The organism is Sulfurimonas sp. ST-25 (assembly GCF_048079205.1).
GTDB lineage: Bacteria > Campylobacterota > Campylobacteria > Campylobacterales > Sulfurimonadaceae > Thiomicrolovo > Thiomicrolovo sulfuroxydans.
This window is the reverse complement of the sequence record NZ_CP182225.1, coordinates 1232529-1252060: the sequence shown is the minus strand read 5'-3', so window position 1 is coordinate 1252060 and position 19532 is coordinate 1232529. Positions and strand designations below refer to the sequence as shown.

Annotated in this window: 14 protein-coding genes; 10 read left to right on the top strand and 4 right to left on the bottom strand. The window is 57.6% G+C overall.

From position 1 onward, the window contains the following. Positions 1-2: 2 nt before the first annotated feature. From ACM66T_RS06350 to ACM66T_RS06335, 4 genes are read left to right on the top strand one after another with little or no spacing between them, the layout of a single operon-like run. The gene (locus ACM66T_RS06350) at positions 3-551 is read left to right on the top strand and encodes an adenine phosphoribosyltransferase (RefSeq protein WP_231021195.1); all 549 of its coding nucleotides are present in this window, start codon (positions 3-5) and stop codon (positions 549-551) included. Further along, a complete protein-coding gene (gene trpB, locus ACM66T_RS06345; RefSeq protein ID WP_231021194.1) occupies positions 551-1750 on the top strand; it encodes a tryptophan synthase subunit beta in 1200 nt (399 codons plus the stop codon). The genes ACM66T_RS06350 and trpB overlap by 1 nt, the downstream gene beginning before the upstream one ends. Positions 1751-1759: 9 nt before the next feature. Then, positions 1760-2365: a DedA family protein gene (locus ACM66T_RS06340; RefSeq protein WP_231021193.1), complete on the top strand. Its 606-nt coding sequence runs from the start codon at positions 1760-1762 to the stop codon at positions 2363-2365. Next, positions 2334-3770, top strand: coding sequence for a leucyl aminopeptidase (locus ACM66T_RS06335; RefSeq protein ID WP_416768913.1), 1437 nt, complete (start codon positions 2334-2336; stop codon positions 3768-3770). The genes ACM66T_RS06340 and ACM66T_RS06335 overlap by 32 nt, the downstream gene beginning before the upstream one ends. 37 nt (positions 3771-3807) lie before the next feature. On the opposite strand, the gene ACM66T_RS06330 is transcribed toward ACM66T_RS06335, so the two are convergent. Continuing rightward, positions 3808-4110, bottom strand: a complete 303-nt coding sequence (locus ACM66T_RS06330; protein WP_231021191.1) for a hypothetical protein — start codon at positions 4108-4110, stop codon at positions 3808-3810. A 210-nt stretch (positions 4111-4320) separates the two neighbouring features. Between ACM66T_RS06330 and ACM66T_RS06325 the strand changes: the two genes are divergently transcribed. The 5 genes from ACM66T_RS06325 (at position 4321) to ACM66T_RS06305 (ending at position 15215) form a co-directional block, all read left to right on the top strand. Further along, positions 4321-6894 carry a cation-translocating P-type ATPase gene (locus ACM66T_RS06325; RefSeq protein WP_231021190.1) on the top strand — a complete coding sequence of 858 codons (2574 nt, stop codon included), beginning with the start codon at positions 4321-4323 and terminating at the stop codon, positions 6892-6894. 92 nt (positions 6895-6986) lie between these two features. Continuing rightward, positions 6987-8087, top strand: coding sequence for a redox-regulated ATPase YchF (gene ychF, locus ACM66T_RS06320; protein ID WP_231021189.1), 1101 nt, complete (start codon positions 6987-6989; stop codon positions 8085-8087). Between the two features lie 203 nt (positions 8088-8290). Further along, a complete protein-coding gene (locus ACM66T_RS06315; protein WP_231021188.1) occupies positions 8291-9775 on the top strand; it encodes a 4Fe-4S binding protein in 1485 nt (494 codons plus the stop codon). A 74-nt stretch (positions 9776-9849) separates the two neighbouring features. Further along, positions 9850-12993, top strand: coding sequence for an efflux RND transporter permease subunit (locus tag ACM66T_RS06310; protein ID WP_231021187.1), 3144 nt, complete (start codon positions 9850-9852; stop codon positions 12991-12993). A gap of 125 nt (positions 12994-13118) precedes the next feature. Continuing rightward, a complete protein-coding gene (locus tag ACM66T_RS06305) occupies positions 13119-15215 on the top strand; it encodes a TonB-dependent receptor (RefSeq protein ID WP_416768911.1) in 2097 nt (698 codons plus the stop codon). A 167-nt stretch (positions 15216-15382) separates the two neighbouring features. On the opposite strand, the gene ACM66T_RS06300 is transcribed toward ACM66T_RS06305, so the two are convergent. The 3 genes from ACM66T_RS06300 to ACM66T_RS06290 are packed head-to-tail and all read right to left on the bottom strand — an operon-like array spanning position 15383 to position 18116. Next, a complete protein-coding gene (locus ACM66T_RS06300; protein ID WP_231021185.1) occupies positions 15383-16198 on the bottom strand; it encodes a phosphatidylserine decarboxylase in 816 nt (271 codons plus the stop codon). Beyond that, positions 16195-17283, bottom strand: coding sequence for a tRNA pseudouridine(13) synthase TruD (gene truD, locus ACM66T_RS06295; RefSeq protein ID WP_231021184.1), 1089 nt, complete (start codon positions 17281-17283; stop codon positions 16195-16197). The genes ACM66T_RS06300 and truD overlap by 4 nt, the downstream gene beginning before the upstream one ends. A gap of 8 nt (positions 17284-17291) precedes the next feature. Then, positions 17292-18116, bottom strand: a complete 825-nt coding sequence (locus tag ACM66T_RS06290) for a thiamine-phosphate kinase (RefSeq protein WP_416768910.1) — start codon at positions 18114-18116, stop codon at positions 17292-17294. A gap of 117 nt (positions 18117-18233) precedes the next feature. On the opposite strand from ACM66T_RS06290, the gene ACM66T_RS06285 reads away from it, so the two are divergent. Next, positions 18234-19436 carry a GGDEF domain-containing protein gene (locus ACM66T_RS06285; RefSeq protein ID WP_416768908.1) on the top strand — a complete coding sequence of 401 codons (1203 nt, stop codon included), beginning with the start codon at positions 18234-18236 and terminating at the stop codon, positions 19434-19436. Positions 19437-19532: the final 96 nt, after the last annotated feature.

Genomic DNA, 19532 nt, shown 5'->3' with positions numbered 1-19532 from the left:
CCATGTCCCTGACCGTCGATCAAAAAGCCCTGATTGAAAGTGCGATCCGCGATATCCCCGACTTTCCCAAGCCGGGCATCATCTTTAAAGACATCACGACGCTGCTGAACAACGCCGAGGCGTTCAGCACGCTGATGACGCATCTCAAGACGCGTTACGAATCCTACAACCTTGATTTTGTCGCGGGGATCGACGCGCGCGGCTTTATTTTCGGCGCGGCCCTGGCGCAGATGCTGGGTGTCGGTTTCGTCCCCATTCGCAAGAAAGGAAAACTCCCTTCCACGACCGTGTCGGAGAAGTACTCCCTCGAATACGGTTTTGACGAGGTCGAAGTGCATATGGACGCATTCGGCACCGACAAAGGTGCCAAGGTCCTCCTCATCGACGACCTGATCGCCACGGGCGGAACGGCGAAGGCCGCAGCCTCCCTGATTGAAAAAGTCGGCGCACACTGCGTCGAAGCCTGTTTTATCCTCGGGCTTGAGTTCCTGCCGGGCATCGACAGCCTGACCGAGCTCACCCCCGTTTATACCGTTATAGGAGTGGATTGATGTACATCCCCGAACCCTCCACGTTCGATCCCGATACCAACGGCCATTTCGGCATCTTCGGCGGCCGCTATGTTCCCGAAACCCTGATGCCGGCCCTGCTGGAGCTTGAAAAAGCGTATGAACAGTACCGTTTTGATGAAGCCTTCTGGAGCGAGGTGGACGGCTACCTCAAAGACTATGTCGGCCGTCCCTCCCCGCTCTATTATGCGGCCAATGTCTCCGAAGAGCTCGGCGCGAAGGTCTACATCAAGCGCGAGGACCTGAACCACACCGGTGCGCACAAGGTCAATAACGTCATTGCCCAGGGGCTGCTGGCGAAGAAACTCGGCAAGCAGAAGGTTATCGCCGAAACCGGCGCGGGGCAGCACGGGGTCGCCACGGCGACGATCGCCGCCCTGCTGGGGCTCGAGTGCGAGATCTTCATGGGAGCCAAGGATGTCGCCCGCCAGGAGCTCAACGTCTTCCGCATGAAACTGCTGGGCGCCAAGGTCCATGCCGTCGAAAGCGGGTCGCGTACCCTCAAAGACGCCATGAACGACGCCATCCGCCACTGGGTCACCCATGCCCGCGACACCTTCTACATCATCGGCACCGTCGCCGGACCCCACCCCTACCCGATGATGGTCCGTGACTTCCAGGCGATCATCGGCTGGGAAGCCCGCGCGCAGATCCTGGAAAAAGAGGGCCGCCTCCCCGACACGGTCGTCGCCTGCATCGGCGGCGGCTCCAACGCCATCGGCATGTTCCAGCACTTCCTCGAAGACAAAGAGGTGCAGTGCATCGGCATCGAGGCCGGCGGTCTGGGGACCGAGACGGACAAGCACGGCGCCTCCCTGCTCAAAGGGCGCCCCGGGGTCCTGCACGGCCAGATGAGCTATCTGCTCCAGGATGCCGACGGCCAGATCCTCGAAGCGCACTCCATCTCCGCCGGTCTGGACTATCCCGGGATCGGGCCGGAACACGCTTTCCATAAGGAGAACGGTACGGTCGCCTACGACACCATCACCGACGATGAAGCCCTGGAAGCCTTCGTCTGGCTCAGCCGCAAGGAGGGGATCATCCCGGCCTTCGAGAGCTCCCACGCCGTCGCCTATCTGAAGAAAATGCCCGACATTGCCGGGAAGCTGGTCATCGTCAACCTCTCCGGCCGTGGGGACAAAGACATGATCCAGGCCAAAGACATGCTACACTTCGATTAAAGGGGACGCATGGAAGCCTATTTACTGGAACTGCTGCAGGAGTACGGTTACATCATCCTTTTCGTCTGGAGTATCCTCGAGGGGGAGATGGGCCTACTGATGGCCGGCATCATGGCAACCACGGGACATATGAACGTCCCCATTGCCATCTTTGTCGCCGGGCTCGGCGGTTTTGCCGGCGATCAGATCTACTTCTATATCGGCCGTTTCAACAAAGGCTTCATCCAGCGGAAATTCCATTCACAGCGCCGCAAGTTCGCTATTGCCCACCTGCTGCTTAAAAAGTACGGCTGGCCCCTTATCTTCGTACAGCGCTACCTCTACGGACTGCGCACTGTCATCCCGATGAGCATCGGGATCACAAAATACTCCTCGAAAAAATTCGCCTTTATCAACCTGCTCAGCGCCTGGGTCTGGGCGGCGATCACGATTATCCCCGCCTACCTGCTGGGGGAACAGATCTTGCAGGTGCTCGAGTGGGGAAAAACACACTGGTATTTTGCCCTACCGCTCGCCGGTGCCGCGCTGTACGGCATCACGACCCTGTTCAAACGAATCGAAAACCAAATGCTGGAGAAACAACATGCTCGTCAAGCTCGAAACGCAACCCGTTGAATCCATCGACGCGGCCCTTACCGTTACCCTTCTGACGCCGGAAACACTGGCGTCGCACCCGAAAAAATCCGTTCTCGAACAGGCCGGATTCGAGGCCAAAGAGGGACAGACCTGCATGCTGCACGAAGGGGCTGAATACGTCGCCGCCGTCACGGCGTTTGAACCCGACGCTCTCCGCGACGCGATGGCTGCTGCCGCCAAAAGCATCAGCGGGTTTGCCTATGAGAGCGCCAAAATCGCGCAGTACGGCCTTGAAAACGCCGCCGCCCTTGTCGAGGGTATTGTACTGGGGAGCTACAAATACACGCGCTACAAATCCGACGCCAAACCCTCCAAGCTCAAAACCTTTTACGTTGCCGGTGCGAATTACGACGGCAGTGCACTCGATGCCGATGCTCTGAAAACCGCCGTCGACGGCGCCGTTATCCTTGCGACAGCCACGAACTTCGCCCGCGACCTCGTCAATACGACCCCCGACGACATGGTCCCCGCCGACCTGGCCATCATTGCCCAGGATCTCGCTGACGCCAACGACCTGGGCTGCGAGATCTTCGACGAGCACGCGCTGGAAGAGGAGAAGATGCAGGCGATGCTGATGGTCGCCCGCGCCTCGGCACACAAACCCCGCATGATCCATCTCTCCTATGTTCCGGAAAACCCTGTGGCGACCGTCTCGCTCGTCGGCAAAGGGCTCACCTACGACAGCGGCGGACTGAGCCTCAAACCCTCTACGTCCATGGTCACGATGAAAATGGACAAGGCCGGCGCCTGTGCGGTGCTTGGGATCATGAAAGCCGTCAGCGAGCTGAATCTGCCCGTCGCTGTCCACGGCTTTGTCGGGGCGGTGGAGAACATGATCGGCGGCAACGCCTACAAGCCCGATGACGTCCTCTTCGCCCGCAACGGCAAGACGATCGAGGTACGCAATACCGATGCCGAGGGACGGTTGGTCCTTGCCGACGTCCTCTCCTACGCCCAGGACAATGTCGAAGCGGACTACCTCTTCGACTATGCGACGCTGACCGGCGCCTGCGTCGTCGCACTCGGTCCCTATACGACGGGCATCATGGGCCACAGCAGCGCCCTCAAACACACCATCTACGGTGCGGCGGAGCGCGCGGGGGAACTCGTCGGCGCGCTGCCTTTCAACCCGCATCTGAAAAAAGCCCTCAAAAGCGAAATCGCCGATGTTAGCAACATCAGCAACATCCCCTACGGCGGCGCTATTACGGCGGCGATGTTCCTTGACCACTTCATTACCGACGGGATGAAAGAGAAGTGGATGCACTTCGACATTGCCGGTCCGGCCTACACGGAATCCGGCTGGGGCGTCAACCCCCACGGCGGAACCGGTGCCGGTGTTCGCACGACCGTCGCCCTCCTGCGCACGCTAGCAGAAAAGTAGGCGCTTCCCTCACCTTCCCGGCAAACAGGTTCGTTTGTCAGGAACCATTCATAAACAGCAGCAGCAATCCCAGCATAATCCCCGCCGCACTTGCCGCTGTCGAGAGTATTCCATCACTTCTGACCACGCTCCAGAGCTCCATGAGGTTTGAGGTGAGGAACTCACGGATGCCCGTAGAGGTCTCTAGGGTTTCCTCTGCAGTGCCGGTGTCTACAACCATTTCCGGCTGTTCCGACGCTGACAGCGCGATTGAAGCGAACGCGTTAGCTTCATAAAAAACAGCCGTCATGCCCGCGACGATTGCGAATAGTGCAATTGAAATGATCCAGTGGCGCTCCATGGGTCTACTTTCGATGGAATTGACTTCGATTCAAAGCCGACAGTAGTCTAACGTCATTTCGTTACAAAATAATTAATTTTAAATATTTAATCACCATACAACACTGCCATATCTTTTTCCAAGCCCCTATAACACCTGCTCCGCTTCATTTCCCGCGATGTAGCAGAATGAGTATGTTTGCATCTTCGATAACGATCACTGTACAATTACTTGACACTGGAGAAAGAGATGCTCAAACCCGACAGACCTGATTGGCATGACGTTGAGGGGCTGACCGACACCGAGGCGGCGGCACGGCTGCGCATTGATGGGTATAACGAAATACCGGGTGCGCGACGGCGCACATTGACCGTGATCGTACGCGACGTTATGACCGAGCCCATGTTTATTCTGCTACTGGCTGCAGCAGCGATCTATTTCCTCCTGGGGGACAACGCCGAGGCTTCCATTCTCCTCAGTTTCGTCATCGTTGTCATAGGGTCAACCGTTTATCAGGAACATCGCACAGAGCGCGTCCTGGAAGCCCTGCGGGATATGACGAGTCCCCGCGCTCTGGTTGTACGCGGCGGCGGGCAACAGCGTATCCCCGGACGCGAAGTGGTGCGGGGCGATATGCTTGTTCTGGTCGAGGGAGACCGTGTCCCCGCTGATGCCGTCATCCTGGCACAGCGGAACCTTCAGGTCGACGAATCCCTATTGACCGGCGAATCGGTCCCTGTCGGAAAGCGTCATTGGTTGGAGGGGGATCTACGCCTTCAACCCGGGGGCGAGGATCAGCCCTATGTCTACTCCGGCACCCTTGTTGTACAGGGAATGGCCATTGCGGAGGTCAACGCTACCGGTCCAAAAAGCACCATTGGCACCATCGGAAAGTCCCTGCAGGGCATCGAGACCGAGAAAACCCCGCTGCAGCGTCAGACGGGAAAGATGGTGCGTCTGCTCGCCGCTCTCGGTCTGCTACTGTGCGCCCTGCTCATCGTCGTCTACGGCTTGACGCGCGGCGACTGGCTCGACGGCCTGCTCGCGGGGATTACCCTCGCCATGGCAACGCTCCCCGAAGAGTTCCCCGTCGTCCTCACCGTCTTCCTCGCACTCGGGGCCTGGCGTATTTCCCGGCGCCGCGTGCTGACCCGCCGCGTTCCGGCGATCGAAACCCTCGGTTCGGCAACGGTTCTGTGCGTCGACAAAACCGGTACGCTGACGCAAAACAGCATGAACGTCCATACGATTGTCACCGGCGAAGCGCTCTTCCGCGTCCCCGACGTAACAGACACGGCTCCGTTGCCCGAGACTTTTCACGAACTGCTCGAATTCGGGATCCTTGCCAGCGAAGCCGACCCCTTCGATCCGATGGAAAAGGCGATGCACGCCCTCGCGCAACGCTATCTCTCCGGTACAGAGCACCTGCACGACGACTGGGAACTGGTCTACGAGTATCCCCTGTCGGCCGAAATGCATGCCATCTCCCATGTCTGGCGCTCCACCCACGGTGACGAGTACGTCGTTGCCTCGAAAGGTGCGCCCGAATCGATCGCGGACCTTTGTCATCTCGATGCTGCATCGTCAGCGCAACTTGCGCAGCAGGTCGAAGCGCTTTCATCGCAAGGCCTGAGGGTGCTCGGTGTCGCGGACGCCCGCTACTCCGGCAAAGAGTGGCCGAGCATCCAGCACGACTTCGCCTTTCGTCTGCTCGGCCTGATCGCCCTTGCCGACCCGTTGCGCCTCACTGTGCCTTCTGCTATTGCCCGGTGTCATGCCGCGGGGATACGTGTCGTCATGATGACCGGGGACTACCCCGGCACTGCACGTACCATCGCCCGGGAGGCAGGGCTGAGAGCCGATACGCTGATGACGGGAAGTGAAATCGACGGCTGCGACGAAGCGGAGCTGGCCGCGCGCATAAGAACGATCAATATCTTTGCACGGGTCGTGCCCGAACACAAACTCAAAATCGTCAACGCCCTCAAAGCTGACGGTGAAGTCGTGGCAATGACTGGTGACGGTGTCAACGACGCCCCGGCACTCAAGGCATCCCATATCGGCATCGCGATGGGCGGACGTGGGACGGATGTCGCGCGCGAAGCCGCTTCGCTAGTGCTGCTTGACGACGATTTCACCTCCATTGTCGAGGCCGTCCGGCTGGGCCGGCGTATCTACGACAATCTCCGCAAGGCGATGGCCTATATTCTTGCCATTCATGTTCCGATCGCCGGCATAGCACTGCTGCCTGTCTTTTTCGGATGGCCCCTGATCTTTTTTCCGGTCCATATCGCTTTTTTACAGTTTATCATCGATCCGGCCTGCTCCGTCGTCTTCGAAGCGGAACGGGAAGAGACCGATGCCATGCTACGCCCTCCACGTCCTCTGGACGAGCCGCTTTTCGGCGTGTGGAACCTTGGACTAAGCCTGCTGCAGGGCACCGGTGTGCTCATTTGGGCAATTGCCCTCTACGGTATAGTCCTGTCCCGCGGCGCCACGGCGGAGGATGCAAGGGCACTGGCCTTCACGGCGCTGGTCATAGCCAACATCACGCTTATTTTTGCCAACCGATCCTGGAAGCGTACGCTCTTCGCATCCCTGCATATCCCGAACCGCGCCGTTTGGTGGATTACCGGTGGCGCTCTCCTCTTTTTGGCACTCGCGCTCTTCGAGCCACAGCTTCGCCAACTCTTCCGTTTCGGGGAGCTAGACATCGCAGGCCTTCTGCTGGCCGTCGTTGCCGGTATCGCCAGTGTCGCCTGGTTCGAACTTTTCAAACTGCTTCGCGGCATCCGCTTCTCCTAGGGCCGCCACGAAAGCTTCGCTCTTCCCCTAACCCGTCCCTAACCCCCGAGAGAGTACAATGTCGGACTTATTCTTACAGACAGGAAACCACTATGGGATTAGCCATCGGACTCGTCGGGCTGCCGAACGTCGGAAAATCAACTACTTTTAACGCGCTGACCAAGGCGCAGAACGCGGAAGCGGCCAACTACCCCTTCTGTACCATCGAACCGAACAAGGCGGTCGTCCCCGTCCCGGATCCGCGCCTGGACGCCCTGGCCAAGATCGTCAACCCCGAGCGCATCCAGCACTCCACCCTCGACTTCGTCGACATCGCCGGCCTCGTCAAGGGTGCCAGCAAGGGTGAGGGTCTGGGAAATAAATTCCTCGCCAATATCCGCGAAACGGAAGTGATCCTGCAGATCGTGCGCTGTTTCGCCGATGAGAACGTCGTCCATACCGAAGGAAGCATCGACCCGCTCCGCGACGTCGAGATCATCGAGACCGAACTGATCCTCGCCGACGTCGAAATGCTGCAAAACCGCATCGAACGCCTCAAAAAGCAGGCCAAAGCGGACAAGAAGGCGCAGGCGATGGTCGACTTCGCCCAGACCCTGCTCGACCACCTCGACCAGGGCAACCTTGCCCGCAGCTTCCCCGACATCGAGGATGACCGTTTCGCCGAACTCAACAAGGATCTGCGCCTGCTGACGGCCAAGGAGATCATGTACGGCGCCAACACGGATGAAGACGGCCTGCTTGAGGACAACGAGTATGTTCAGCGTCTCGCGGCCCATGCCGAATCACAGAACTGCGAAGTCATCAAACTCTGCGCGAAGATCGAGGAGGAGCTGGTCGGTTTGGAAGACGAGGAGCGCGACGAATTCCTCCGCGACCTCGGCGTCGAGGAGTCCGGACTGGAGCAGATCATCCGCAAAGGCTTCGATAAACTGGGGCTGATGAGCTACTTCACCGCCGGCGTCAAGGAAGTACGCGCCTGGACGATCCGCAAGAACACGACGGCGCCCAAGGCTGCCGCCGTCATCCACAACGACTTCGAAAAGGGGTTTATCCGTGCCGAGGTGATCGGCTACGAGGACTTCGTCGCCTGCAACGGGGAGGCCGGTGCCAAAGAGGCCGGTAAGATGCGCCTGGAGGGCAAGGAGTACATCGTCCAGGACGGCGATGTCATGCACTTTAGGTTTAATGTTTGACGGTTGACTAAGTGCACACGTGCACTTCCGTTTCAACGTATAAAAGAGGGGTTCCCCTCTATACCCACTTCCCCCGGAACAGGCCCGTTTTACGCGGGATATCCCCTCCCTTTAACACTCCCTTAACACTAAGCTATTAAAATTACATTCTTAACTTAAAAATAATTTAATTATATGATGTTTGTCATCAACGCAGGGATTCAATGGTAGATCATATCAAACGCGACCGAAACGACCTCTACGGCATGCCGCTGCTCGGTTACCTCTTCAAGAACCAACGCTTTCTTTTTCTGTTGCGGCTGGCCGTGACGGCCCTCTTCTTTTACGCGATCGCCCTGGGGTTCGCCGTTCCCGGGAAAGAGAACCTCTATACGCCGGCCCTCTTCTGGGGGATTTTCTGGTCGCTCTTCATTGTCGTGTCGCTGCCGACCTTCGGGCGCATCTTCTGCGGTATCTGTCCCCACCGATTCCTGGGGCACTACCTCACGAAATTCGGCCTGAAAAAGCGTATGCCCAAATGGCTTGAGAACCGTTTCATCGGCGTGACGCTGCTCATGGTCGGCTGGTGGGGTGTTTACTACAGCTTCCCCTCCGCGTACCATACCCCTTTCGGTTCGGCCGTGCTCTTCACCGTCATGACCCTGCTCTCTTTTGCCTTCTATCTCGTCTATAAAGAGATGAGCTACTGCAAATACATCTGCCCCATCGGCACCCTGACCAGGGCCTATGAGAAGCTCTCCTTCACGTGGCTGGGGACCAACCAAAGCGCCTGCAGCGAGTGCAAAACCTTCGACTGTGCCAAAGCATGTACACACGGCCTGAGTCCCTTCAACTTTGACAAAAAGAACTCGATGGGAGACTGTACCCTCTGCATGGACTGCTCGGCCGCCTGCGAAGCGGTCAGCTTCCGCCTGACCAAACCCTCGTTTTCGCTCTTTTCACACTTCAAGATCGAAAAAGCGGAGGTCTGGGCCTATATTCTGATCGTCGCGGCCATCCCCATTACCATGGCGTTCCACCACGGCATGGGACGCAGTGCGATCGCCGACGAATTCATCTGGGCGAAAACGGCGGCGGCGCTTCAGGGGATCGCCGGCCTGGGCGGTATGGACACTGTCGGACTGTTCGCCTTTTTATACGCCGTGCTCTTCTCGGTCGTCATCACCGTTGCAGGCATGTTCGTCGCGTCCAAAATCCTTCAAAAAGAGTACAGCACCGTTTTCTACACCCTCGGGTACGCCTTCGCGCCGCTTTTCATCTTCGGGTCGCTTTCGCATACGCTGGAGATGTTCTTTGTCAGCGGGATGGAGAAGATCGTCGACGGGTTCGCCTACGGCTTCGGCGTACAGAGCGACTTCACCTCGCCGGCAAGCCGAAAGGATGCATGGGTGCACCTCTTCTCGTATCTGCGGTACGTCGGGGTGGCCTGGGCCCTCGTCATCCTCTACAAGCGTATCAGGCTGATCGAGGCGAAAAAGCGCGCCAAAATCCTGGCCTTCCCGTTTGCGGCATCGCTGATTATCTTTTTTGTCGCCGTCAACCTCTACCGGGGCTACATCCTCGACACCTACGGCCGTGCGCAGCGCGGGCACCACAGCGCCCCCGCGGAAAAGCCGTCTAAAAACGCACCGCAGGCAATGCGTGTGACGGCCGAACCTGCCGCAGAACACCCTGCAGGCAGGCTGTAGACCCTGCCCCGCCGTGGCAAACCGGCACCAAATAAACCACGCCTGCCCGGCCGGCAGGCAGAAATAGGCATAGCGTGAACAAAAGCAAGTCAACCGCCCCGGAGCAGACCCCCCTCCCAAACAGTGAAAACACCCTGTTTGACAAGCTGCTGAAATTTTTTATCGATAACTATAAGATCAACTACACGCTCTTTTTCTTGCTGTTCGCCGCCGGGATCTATACCTATACGATGATCCCCAAGGAGATCTCCCCCGAGATCGAACCCGACACCATGACGATCCGCGGCAGCTACGGCGGCGCCTCCGTCGACGTCCTCAACCGCATGGTCGTGACGCCGCTCGAAGAGGAGACCAAAAACCTCGTCGGCGTCGAGAGCGTCACCTCGGTCATCGCCCCGGGCAGCTTCTCCGTACGCCTCGAGCTCGAAAAGGGGGCAGACAAAGCGGAGATGGCCGAATCGATCCGCGACGCCATCGCACTGGTCGTGCCGACGCTCCCTTCCGACATGGATGAGCCGGCAGTCAGGAACGTGGCCCATGCGCGGGGCTTGATGCAGGTATCGGTACGTTCGGACGAAGTCAGCCTGGACCGGCTCCGGGAGCTCGCACAGAAACTGAAGTCCCGCCTGATGGCGATTCCCGGCGTTTCGGACGTCACGATCTTCGGCGACTCCGACCTTTTCTACGAGATCATGCTTGACGAGCGGCGCATCGACGCATACGGACTTTCGCATACGGAAGTACTCAAAACCATCTCGGAACTCTCCTATATCTACCCCCTCGGCAAGATCGACGACGCCAAGGCCCAGTATTTCCTCTCCGTCGGAAACCAGAAGAAGTTCGTGGACGCATTTGAGCAGACCGTGCTCAATATCGGCGACCGCCAGATCGCGCTCAGGGACATCGCCACGGTCTCCAAGCGCTACGAAGACGCTTCGACGCTGGCGAGCATGAACGGCAAAACCGCCATTACCCTTTCGCTTTCGCAGAACCCGAAAGGGGACGCCATCGCGATCGGGGAAAAAATCTATAAACTCCTAGAGAGCATGAAGGTCGACGGCGTCGACTACGATGTCAGGCAGGACCAGACGACGATTATCCAGGAACGGCTCAACATCGTCATCTCGAATATCCTCTTCGGGATCATCCTCATCACCCTGATGACCTTTGCCCTGATCAATGCGCGTATGGCCTTCATCATCGCCCTGGGTATCCCGACCTCCTTTGTGCTGGGAAGCATCTATTTCTACTTTACCGGGTACAGCATCAATATCAATTCGCTGATCGGCGTCATCATCGCCATCGGTATCATCGTCGACGACGCCATCGTCGTCAGCGAGAATATCCAGCAGTACATCGAAAAAGGGTACGCACCGGCAAAGGCGGCCTTCCTCGGGACGCGGGAGATGGCCAAACCCGTCACCATCGCTTCGGCCACCACCCTCTTCTCCTTTATTCCGCTGCTGATGATCAGCGGGCGTCTCGGCGAGATCGTGCAGATGATCCCCATCGCCTTCAGCGCCCTGGTCATTGCGTCGCTGCTCGAGTCCTTCATCTTCCTGCCGATCCACGCCGTGCACCTGCTCAGCCCCGCCTCGCGCACCCTCTCGTGGAAGGGGATCAACCGGCGCTACTCGGCAGCCCTCGGTCTGCTGATGCAGTATCAGAAAACCTTTTTGCTGCTCTTTGTCATCATCATCCCGCTGCTGATCTATACCGGGTTCAAACACGCCAAGTTCCAGATGTTCCAGCCCTTTGATGCCACCGCCCTGAACATCACGTTCAAAGCGGCCCCGACGACAACCCTTGAGGAGTCCCTGGCCATCGTGCAGGCCATCGAGAAAGACCTTCTCAAGGAGGGCAGCCGTTTCGGCGTCGAAAATGTCACGTCGACGGCGGGATACCGGCGCAGCGCCACGGGGGATACCGAAATGTTCCCCTCCGTCGGGTACATCGGGGTCGAACTGCAGAAGAAAAAACCCGACAACTTTATGGACAGCTACATTACCCCCTACCTTAGTTTCTACGAAAGCCGGCGCGACAGTGTGCGCGAACGCTCCTCCAAGGCGATCTCCAAAGAACTGCGGGCATGGCTCGTATCCCAGGGCTACAAGGAGCGGTTCGGGCTGGAAGAGCTGATGGTCGTCGAAAAAGGGATGGGCTACGCCAAAGCGGATATCCGTATCGGGCTTATGAGCGAAGACTACCAGCAGGCGATCCGGGCGGTCAAAGCGCTCGAAGCGGAGCTCGGTGCGATCGACGGCATCAAATATGCCGGCGACAATATCAAACGGGGGATCGACGAGATCAAGATCAAGGTCAACGCCTACGGCGAACAGCTCGGCATCACCGACGCCTACCTGGGCAATTTTGTCTCGGACCTCTATCTCTCCAAGCGCATCGGGGTGATCTTCGACGGCCAGAGCCTGCTTGATATCAAGGTCCGCTCCGCCTACCAGGACGATTTCGCGTTTTTCGAATCCCTCGGCGTCCCGCTGAAGAACGGGCAGATCGTCCGCCTCAAGGATGTCTGCGATTTCGAGGTCATCACCGCGCTGGAGCGGCTGGTCAAGGATGACGGGGAGACCACCTTCTTCGTCTTTGCCAACGTCGATTCGAAAATCATCACCGCATCCGAAGCGCTTCAGAAGCTTGAACCGACCCTCCGCACGCTCCGGGCTGAGGGGGTCCGTTTGAAATTCAAAGGCGAAGCGGAGCAGAAGAAAGCCCTGGAAACCGACCTGGTTCTGGCAACGGTCCTGTCGGTCATCCTGATTTTTATCGCCATCCTCTACCTCTTCAATTCGATCCGCGAGACGCTGATCGTTGTCTCTGTCATCCCCTTCTCCCTCCTGGGTGTATTGATGGGGCACACCCTTATGGGACTGAACCTCTCCATGCCGTCGCTGATCGGCGCGCTCGGCCTCGCAGGCGTCATCGTCAATGACGGCATCATCATGATGTCCACGCTCCGGCATGCCGGTAGCGCCGACGAGATCCACCGCTTGGCCGGCAGGCGCTTCCGGCCGATCATCCTGACTTCGCTGACGACACTGGTCGGGCTCTCCTCCCTGATCTTCTTCGCCTCGGGGCAGGCGGCCACGTTCCAGCCGCTCGCGGTCTCGCTGGGGTTCGGTCTGGCGTGGGGCACCGTCTTGAACCTCTTCTACCTGCCCGTCATGTACAGCTACGTTCATAAGCAGCGCGTCCCCTCGTGACGCAGTGCATAGCGGTCGTTTCTACACATTCTTATCATATATATTTAATCAATATATTTAATTTAACATTTAATTAACACTCTGTTGCAACAATCCGCATTAACACAAAAATTAGAAAGAGAGCTATGAACATAAACCATCTGGCAAAAAGTACAGCCCTGCTCTGTTTCCTGCTCGGGAACAGCGCCGCAATCAATGCTGACGAGAGCATCGCGATCGGTGCCGTGACCGTCGAATCAACGACGATCGATGACGGCGTCGATTCAAAAACGGGCGTTTCAAGTACCATGACCATTACGGGCGAAGAGGTCGAAAAGATCAACCCGCACACCATTACGGACATCCTGAACAGCGTACCGGGCGTCACCCTCTCCAACGTCGGAACCGACAGCGTCAAAGTACATATCCGCGGGATCGAGAACCAGATGTACATGGGCGAACAGCCCGGCGTCGCCATCGTCATCGACGGCGTCCCGGTCCAGGAGACCTCGGGCAAGATCAACATCGACCTGGACAATATCGAATCGATCAAAGTCATCAAGGGGGGCGCGTCTTACCTCTACGGCAACGACGCCCTCGCCGGCGCGGTCATCATCACGACCAAGAAAGCCAAAGCCGTCTCATCTTCGAAGGCCGAAGCGGAAGCCGGAAGCTTCAACTCGAAACGCCTAATGGCATCGACAAACCAAAGCTTTGAAAACTCCGCGCTACAGCTGCAGGGAAGCTACCGTGGAAGTGACGGCTACTGGGATGAGTCCTACGTCTCGATCAAATCGATCAACGGGAAATACTCCTACTACCTCAATGACACGAGCGACATTACGCTTGGGCTTGACTATACCAAACGCGAAACGGGTGACGGCAACAGCGTCCACGGGACCCTCGCGGCGAAAACCGACCCCCGGAGCGAAAACGAGTATTCGTACAGCGGCTACTACAAGACCGACCTGACCAAAGGGTTCGTCACCTACTCCAACTCCTTCGGTGAAGATTCGAACCTGATGCTCAACGTCCATACCTACATCGATGACAAGACCTATAAAACGGCACGGACGAAAACGGACAAGAATGAGATCTGGAACCAGAACGGCGCCAAGGGCGAATACCGGACGGCCTTCGACATCCTGGGCCTCATGACCGGCTTCGACCTCCAGAGAAACACCACCGACGAACGGGCCTACCTGGCGGCCGACGGAAGCCTCCAGTCGGATTATGCGACAGAGGAGGACATCAACGCGCTCTACGGCGAGATGAAACTTGAAGTAGTGAAGGACCTGACGACCACCTTCAATATCCGCTATGACAACATCCAGCAGCGGTACATCGACCATCAAGACAGCGCCAACAACGTCAAGCCCTCCTATGACGTCGCCTCTTACCGGGCCGGTTTCAACTATGCGCTTTCCAAAAACAGTGCGTTTTACGCCAGCGTCTCCACCGGTTTCAGGACCCCGACGGTTCGCCAGATGAGCACCAACCAGGCAACCCTGCGGGAGAACCCGGCGGTGGATATTCCCTCGAAGATCGGTATAGAGACCTCCTATAACTATGAGATCGGCCTGCGCGGGCAGTCTGCCGGGTTCACCTATAACGCATCGGTCTACCAGCTCGACCGGAAAGATTACATCGGAAGAATCGCCGGGAGCTATATCACCTCCGACGACGAGAACGAAAGCAACTACGATAACGTCGGGGACATGCGCAGCAGAGGCTTCGAACTCTCCGTCCAGAGTGACCGGAGCCAAACGGTCGCGTTTGACCTGGCATACACCTACCTCGATGCGGTCTTTACGCGCTATTGGCTCTCCCAGCAGGTCACGGCGGATCCTGACGGAAGAGGACCGCTCACGGGTGACTTCGAACGCGTTGACCTTTCCGGAAACCAGGTGCCGAGAACGCCCAAACACACCGTGAAACTGACACTCTATTACCAGCCGAACTCCAAGGCGACGCTTATCACGGAGCTGCTGGCAAAAAGCAGCTATTATGCGGATGAGGTCAATGCGCACGAAATGAGCGGCTATGAAGTCGTTAACCTGATTGGCGAATACCGCTTCACAGACGCTTTTGAAATGTTCGCACGGTTTGACAACCTGCTGGACAGAAAATACTACCAGTTCGTCAACATCAGTTCGTCGGCACTGGCAACGATGGCAGAGGATGCCACGGTCAGGGTTGCCCCTCCCCGCGCGTTCTACGCCGGTATGCGCTACCGCTTCTAATGGCCCCAAGCGGGGCTAACCTCTCTTTCCTAAACGCGATCATTTCGCCGCTTGCCTGTGATCATCACGATACGCACACCGACTTTTCTTCGCCCTTCAGATAGCAATCGTAACGACCGGAATTGATTTTAGGAAAGGAGTGGGGGATTTTGCCCGGCGCCGCCGGGTCAGAGGGTTGCGATCGTATCGCCGAAACGGACCTTCTGCCCCGCTTGCACCGACAGTTCCATCGCCGTTTTCTCCGTGATCATGACGATGGTCGATCCCATCTCGAAACAGCCAAAATCATCCCCCTTTTTAAGGTGGAGATTCTCAAAGCTGTACGCCGTCGGCTGCTGGGCGTCCGCATTCGTCTGGATGCGCGGCTCGAAACTGACCTGCATCTTCCCGACGTTGAGCGCACCCACAAGGACGAGGTAGACAAGTTTCCCCTGCTGGGTCTCGCACTCCATCACCACCCGTTCGTTCTCGATAAAGAGGTCGGCCCGCTTGTTGAGCGAAGGCATATTGACCGGGTAGAGCTTGCCGGGGATATGCACCGCCTTGAGCACTTTCATGTTTGTCGGAACGTGGTAGCGGTGATAGTCGCGGGGCGAAAGGTAGAAGTTCATGAACTGCCCGTGCTCGATGCGGTCCTTGTTCGCATCATCGATCTCCGACCCCAACAGCTCCCGGACGCAGTAGGACATCCCCTTGATCTGCAGCGCCTGCGTCGCATCGAGATCGCCACACTCGGTGATGAGGCTGTCGCACGGAGAGATAAGGTCGTCGGCATCGTTGGAGAAGTGACGCGATGCCTTGAGGCTACGGGTGAAGAGCGCATTGAGCGAACGGTAGGTGGCAGGCGCGTAGAACTCACCCATGTCCAGCCCCATGATGCTGACATAACCCTGGTTGACGATCTTTTGAAACCAGCGGGGAAACTCCTTGGACGCGAACCGTCCGAACTGCTGCGAAATGGTGTTGGTGATATGGCGTGTCATGCTTCCTCGTCGTTGTCAATTTTGCGTTTGGCGATCTCTTCGATCAGGACCGTGGCGTAGGAGCCTTTGGGCAGCGTAAAGTGCAGCTCGTACCAGGCCTCCTCCTCACGGTATTTGCCCTCCACCTCTTCGGGGAAGACCCAGGCATAGCGGCGCTGGCCGTCGATCTCGTGGACGGCGTCATACGCCTTTTCGAAGTCCCGGGAGAGGCCCGTGGAGCGTTTGGCCCGCTTACCGACCAGTAGGCCCGTCGGAACGATGTCACGCTCGTTGAAGCGTTCGATATCCTCCGCGTCACCGTCGAATTCGAAAGGGCGGCCGTGCGGGTAGTGCATCATGACGTCCCCCTCGATGAGCTTGTAGGGGTGCGGCTGCTGCGCCAGCTTTTGGAGCTGATCTTCGGGGATGTTGAGCAGCGGCGATATCTCTTTGGCGTCAAAATTGCCGATCAGCGTGCTCACCTCGATGCGGCGGCTCAGCCAGAGGTTAAAGAGGTGGCTTTGATATGCATTAATATAAAGACGTTTGAGCTTGACGTTGCGTTCCTTGATCTTCCCGCGCAGCAGGGCCTCTCCCTTCTTCCAGTTCTCCCCGCCGATGCCGAAACGCTGGTAGCCGAAAAAGTTCGGCATGCCGTAGACGGCGATCTGTTTCAGCGCCTCGTCGATCTTCTTGGCCGCCGTCGGCGTCACCTTCTTGAGGCGGATGAAGAAGCGGTTGCCCTTGAGGTGCCCCATGTGGATCTTGTTCTTGTGGTAGGTCTTCTCGAGGATCTTCACGTTCTCGTGGCTGAACCCCTCCAGTTTCTTCTCAAACTTCTTCGGCAAGGAGATGTACTGTGTCGTCATCGCGTTTTTGTCTTTGAGGCCGGCGTAGCCTATCTCCCTGCCTTTGATGCCGAGGTACTTCGCCAGCAGGGAGATGAGGTCCCAGGTGGAGAGGTTCTTTTTGCGTACATGCAAGATAAGGTGTTCGCCGTTGCCCGTAAAAGGGTAAAGCGGAATTTCGTTGACGACAAAGTCGCGTACGCTCTGTTTGAAAACGAAGGGAATCGGTGCATGCTGCAAGTAATAAAAACGGTCCATGGTACTCTTTAAAAGTGGTGTGATTTGCACGGGTTTTTGTAGCGGGTCCGTGCGGCCCGGGCGAAAACGGTCAATGGCGTTCGGTGTTTGCGCGCCAGGTACTCGACGCGCTTGCGCATCCGCGGCGGGAAAGCGACGAGCATCTCGTACTCCTCCCCGCTGCACCCCGCTGATTTGCCGAGGGGACGGAAAAAGGAGAAGCCGGTCCGGTTCAGGTCGGCCAGGCGCTGCAGGTCGGTGTAGATCCCGTCCGAGATGTCCATCCCCGCCCGCAGATATGGTGCGGCGGCGGCGATGAACTCCCGGCGCAGCGGCGGCCGGACATAGTGCGACTGCGCGTGCGCCCTGCGTCCCGCCAGCAGATACTGCAGCTCCCGCTTCGCCTTGCCGACGCTGCCCGTGAAGGCGAGCAGATCGCCCCTCTTGATCCCGCTGCGTCGCAGCGGACGCCGCGTTTCCGAGACGATGGTCAGCGAAATGATCAGCCGGTCGCTCTTGACGGTATCCCCGCCAACGAGTTCGCACCCAAAAGCGGCCGAGGCCTCGACGAATCCCGCCGCCAGGGCATCCACCTCGCCCGCAGTGAACGAAGATGGAATACCGATTGCAAGCAGGGCGTATCGCGGCACGGCATTCATCGCCACGGCATCGGAGATGTTGACCGCGAATGCCTTATAGGCGATCTGGCGCGGCGTCATCCATGCGCGTTTGAAATGCGTCCCCTCGATGAAAGCATCGTTCGAATAGACAGTAGAACCGATCACGGCACCGTCATCCCCGATCTGTTTTGATGCGGCGGCGACGGAAGCGATAAAACGTTTTTCCAGATCCATAATAAGAGGAGAATTTTACTCCACTCTCGCTTGCGGCGCCTTTACGCAGGGAGCGTCATAAGTGTCACTTAATAAAACACCAATTAAAATTAGTAAAAAACCACACACGGGATATCAATGAAAACGTCGATCAAAAAGCTCCTAAGTTCGGTGCAGTTTAACGCAACACTGCTCATACTGTTCACCCTTTTGAGCGGATTGCTCCTCGCCAGCTCCTACGCCACGTACAAGCGGATCGACAATATGGCTGAGCAGGAGAGGCTCGTCCACTCCCTCGCAAAAATGGACCGTGCGGACCCCGCCCTCGACCGCATTCGCGCCAGCGGCGTCCTCAGCCGCCTGCCAATCCTGATCGACGGCCTCGACAGCGAGAACGTCTACGAGATCGCCAACAGCCTCATCTTCAGGGAGGCGAAAACCCGCAGCAAATACACCAACCTGCTCCGCGAACGGGACAGGGTCCTGAACGCATCGGCCTCCGCCTATTTCAACGCCGCCATCGATTCCCCCGCCAGACACGACGACATGCTCAGAGCCATCGAAAACTATACCACGCTCTTCTACCCGCTGACCAAACTGCAGAACAATATCCTTTACCAGTACAGCCTGCTCGTAGGCGCAATGATGATCCTGGTCCTGCTTTGGGGCTTCGTCGTCATGACCGCCGCCCGCAACGCTTCCAAAACGATCCTGGGTGACATTTATGCGCTCCAGCCCCAGGAGGGAGCCACCCGCGCCTCGGTCAAGTTCAAAACGACCGAGATCAACTCCATCGCTCTGAAAATACGCCAGGAGAGCGGTGACGCCGCTTCCGCCAGCGGCAAGAAAGACGAGGTGACGCAGCTCCCCAACTACGAAGGGGTAAAAATCGGCTTTGACCGCCGTCCCAAAGCCTCCAAGGACATGCACGCCTTCGTCTGCATCTTCGAGATCGACAACTACTCCAAGCTTGTCAACCATTTCCCGCAGAGCGTCATCGACCCGATTCTGATCAAGATCACCTCCATCATGAAACTGCACAAGATGCAAAATGACCAGATCGGGCGCATCCACGGCGGCCAGTTCATCACCGTGCTGCTACGCAGCGACAAGCATAAAGCGCTGGAGGAGTGTAACCATATCCGACAGATGATCGAAGAGAACCGTTTCAAAATGCCACACGACTCCTTCCCCATCACGCTCAGCGGCGGCTTTGCCTCAAAAACCGCCTCCCAGACCCTCGACGATGCCGTCAAAAACGCCAAAGAGCGCCTGAGAATGGCTCAGGAGAAGGGCGGTAACTGCGTTTCCGATACGAATAACAATACGAAAATGTTATAGATTTTCCCTCCAAAGGCCCCATTTGTGGGCCTTTCTGGTTCATTTTGTAACACCTTTCCCTTCCGCTCTCCAGCCAGAACCGTTTAACCGAAACCT

Bases quoted from the DNA above. Each gene is read 5' to 3' on its own strand.
- ACM66T_RS06350 (WP_231021195.1), top strand. From the start codon at position 3: ATGTCCCTGACCGTCGATCAAAAAGCCCTGATTGAAAGTGCGATCCGC.
- trpB (WP_231021194.1), top strand. From the start codon at position 551: ATGTACATCCCCGAACCCTCCACGTTCGATCCCGATACCAACGGCCAT.
- ACM66T_RS06340 (WP_231021193.1), top strand. From the start codon at position 1,760: ATGGAAGCCTATTTACTGGAACTGCTGCAGGAGTACGGTTACATCATC.
- ACM66T_RS06335 (WP_416768913.1), top strand. From the start codon at position 2,334: ATGCTCGTCAAGCTCGAAACGCAACCCGTTGAATCCATCGACGCGGCC.
- ACM66T_RS06330 (WP_231021191.1), bottom strand. From the start codon at position 4,110: ATGGAGCGCCACTGGATCATTTCAATTGCACTATTCGCAATCGTCGCG.
- ychF (WP_231021189.1), top strand. From the start codon at position 6,987: ATGGGATTAGCCATCGGACTCGTCGGGCTGCCGAACGTCGGAAAATCA.
- ACM66T_RS06315 (WP_231021188.1), top strand. From the start codon at position 8,291: ATGGTAGATCATATCAAACGCGACCGAAACGACCTCTACGGCATGCCG.
- ACM66T_RS06305 (WP_416768911.1), top strand. From the start codon at position 13,119: ATGAACATAAACCATCTGGCAAAAAGTACAGCCCTGCTCTGTTTCCTG.
- ACM66T_RS06300 (WP_231021185.1), bottom strand. From the start codon at position 16,198: ATGACACGCCATATCACCAACACCATTTCGCAGCAGTTCGGACGGTTC.
- truD (WP_231021184.1), bottom strand. From the start codon at position 17,283: ATGGACCGTTTTTATTACTTGCAGCATGCACCGATTCCCTTCGTTTTC.
- ACM66T_RS06290 (WP_416768910.1), bottom strand. From the start codon at position 18,116: ATGGATCTGGAAAAACGTTTTATCGCTTCCGTCGCCGCCGCATCAAAA.
- ACM66T_RS06285 (WP_416768908.1), top strand. From the start codon at position 18,234: ATGAAAACGTCGATCAAAAAGCTCCTAAGTTCGGTGCAGTTTAACGCA.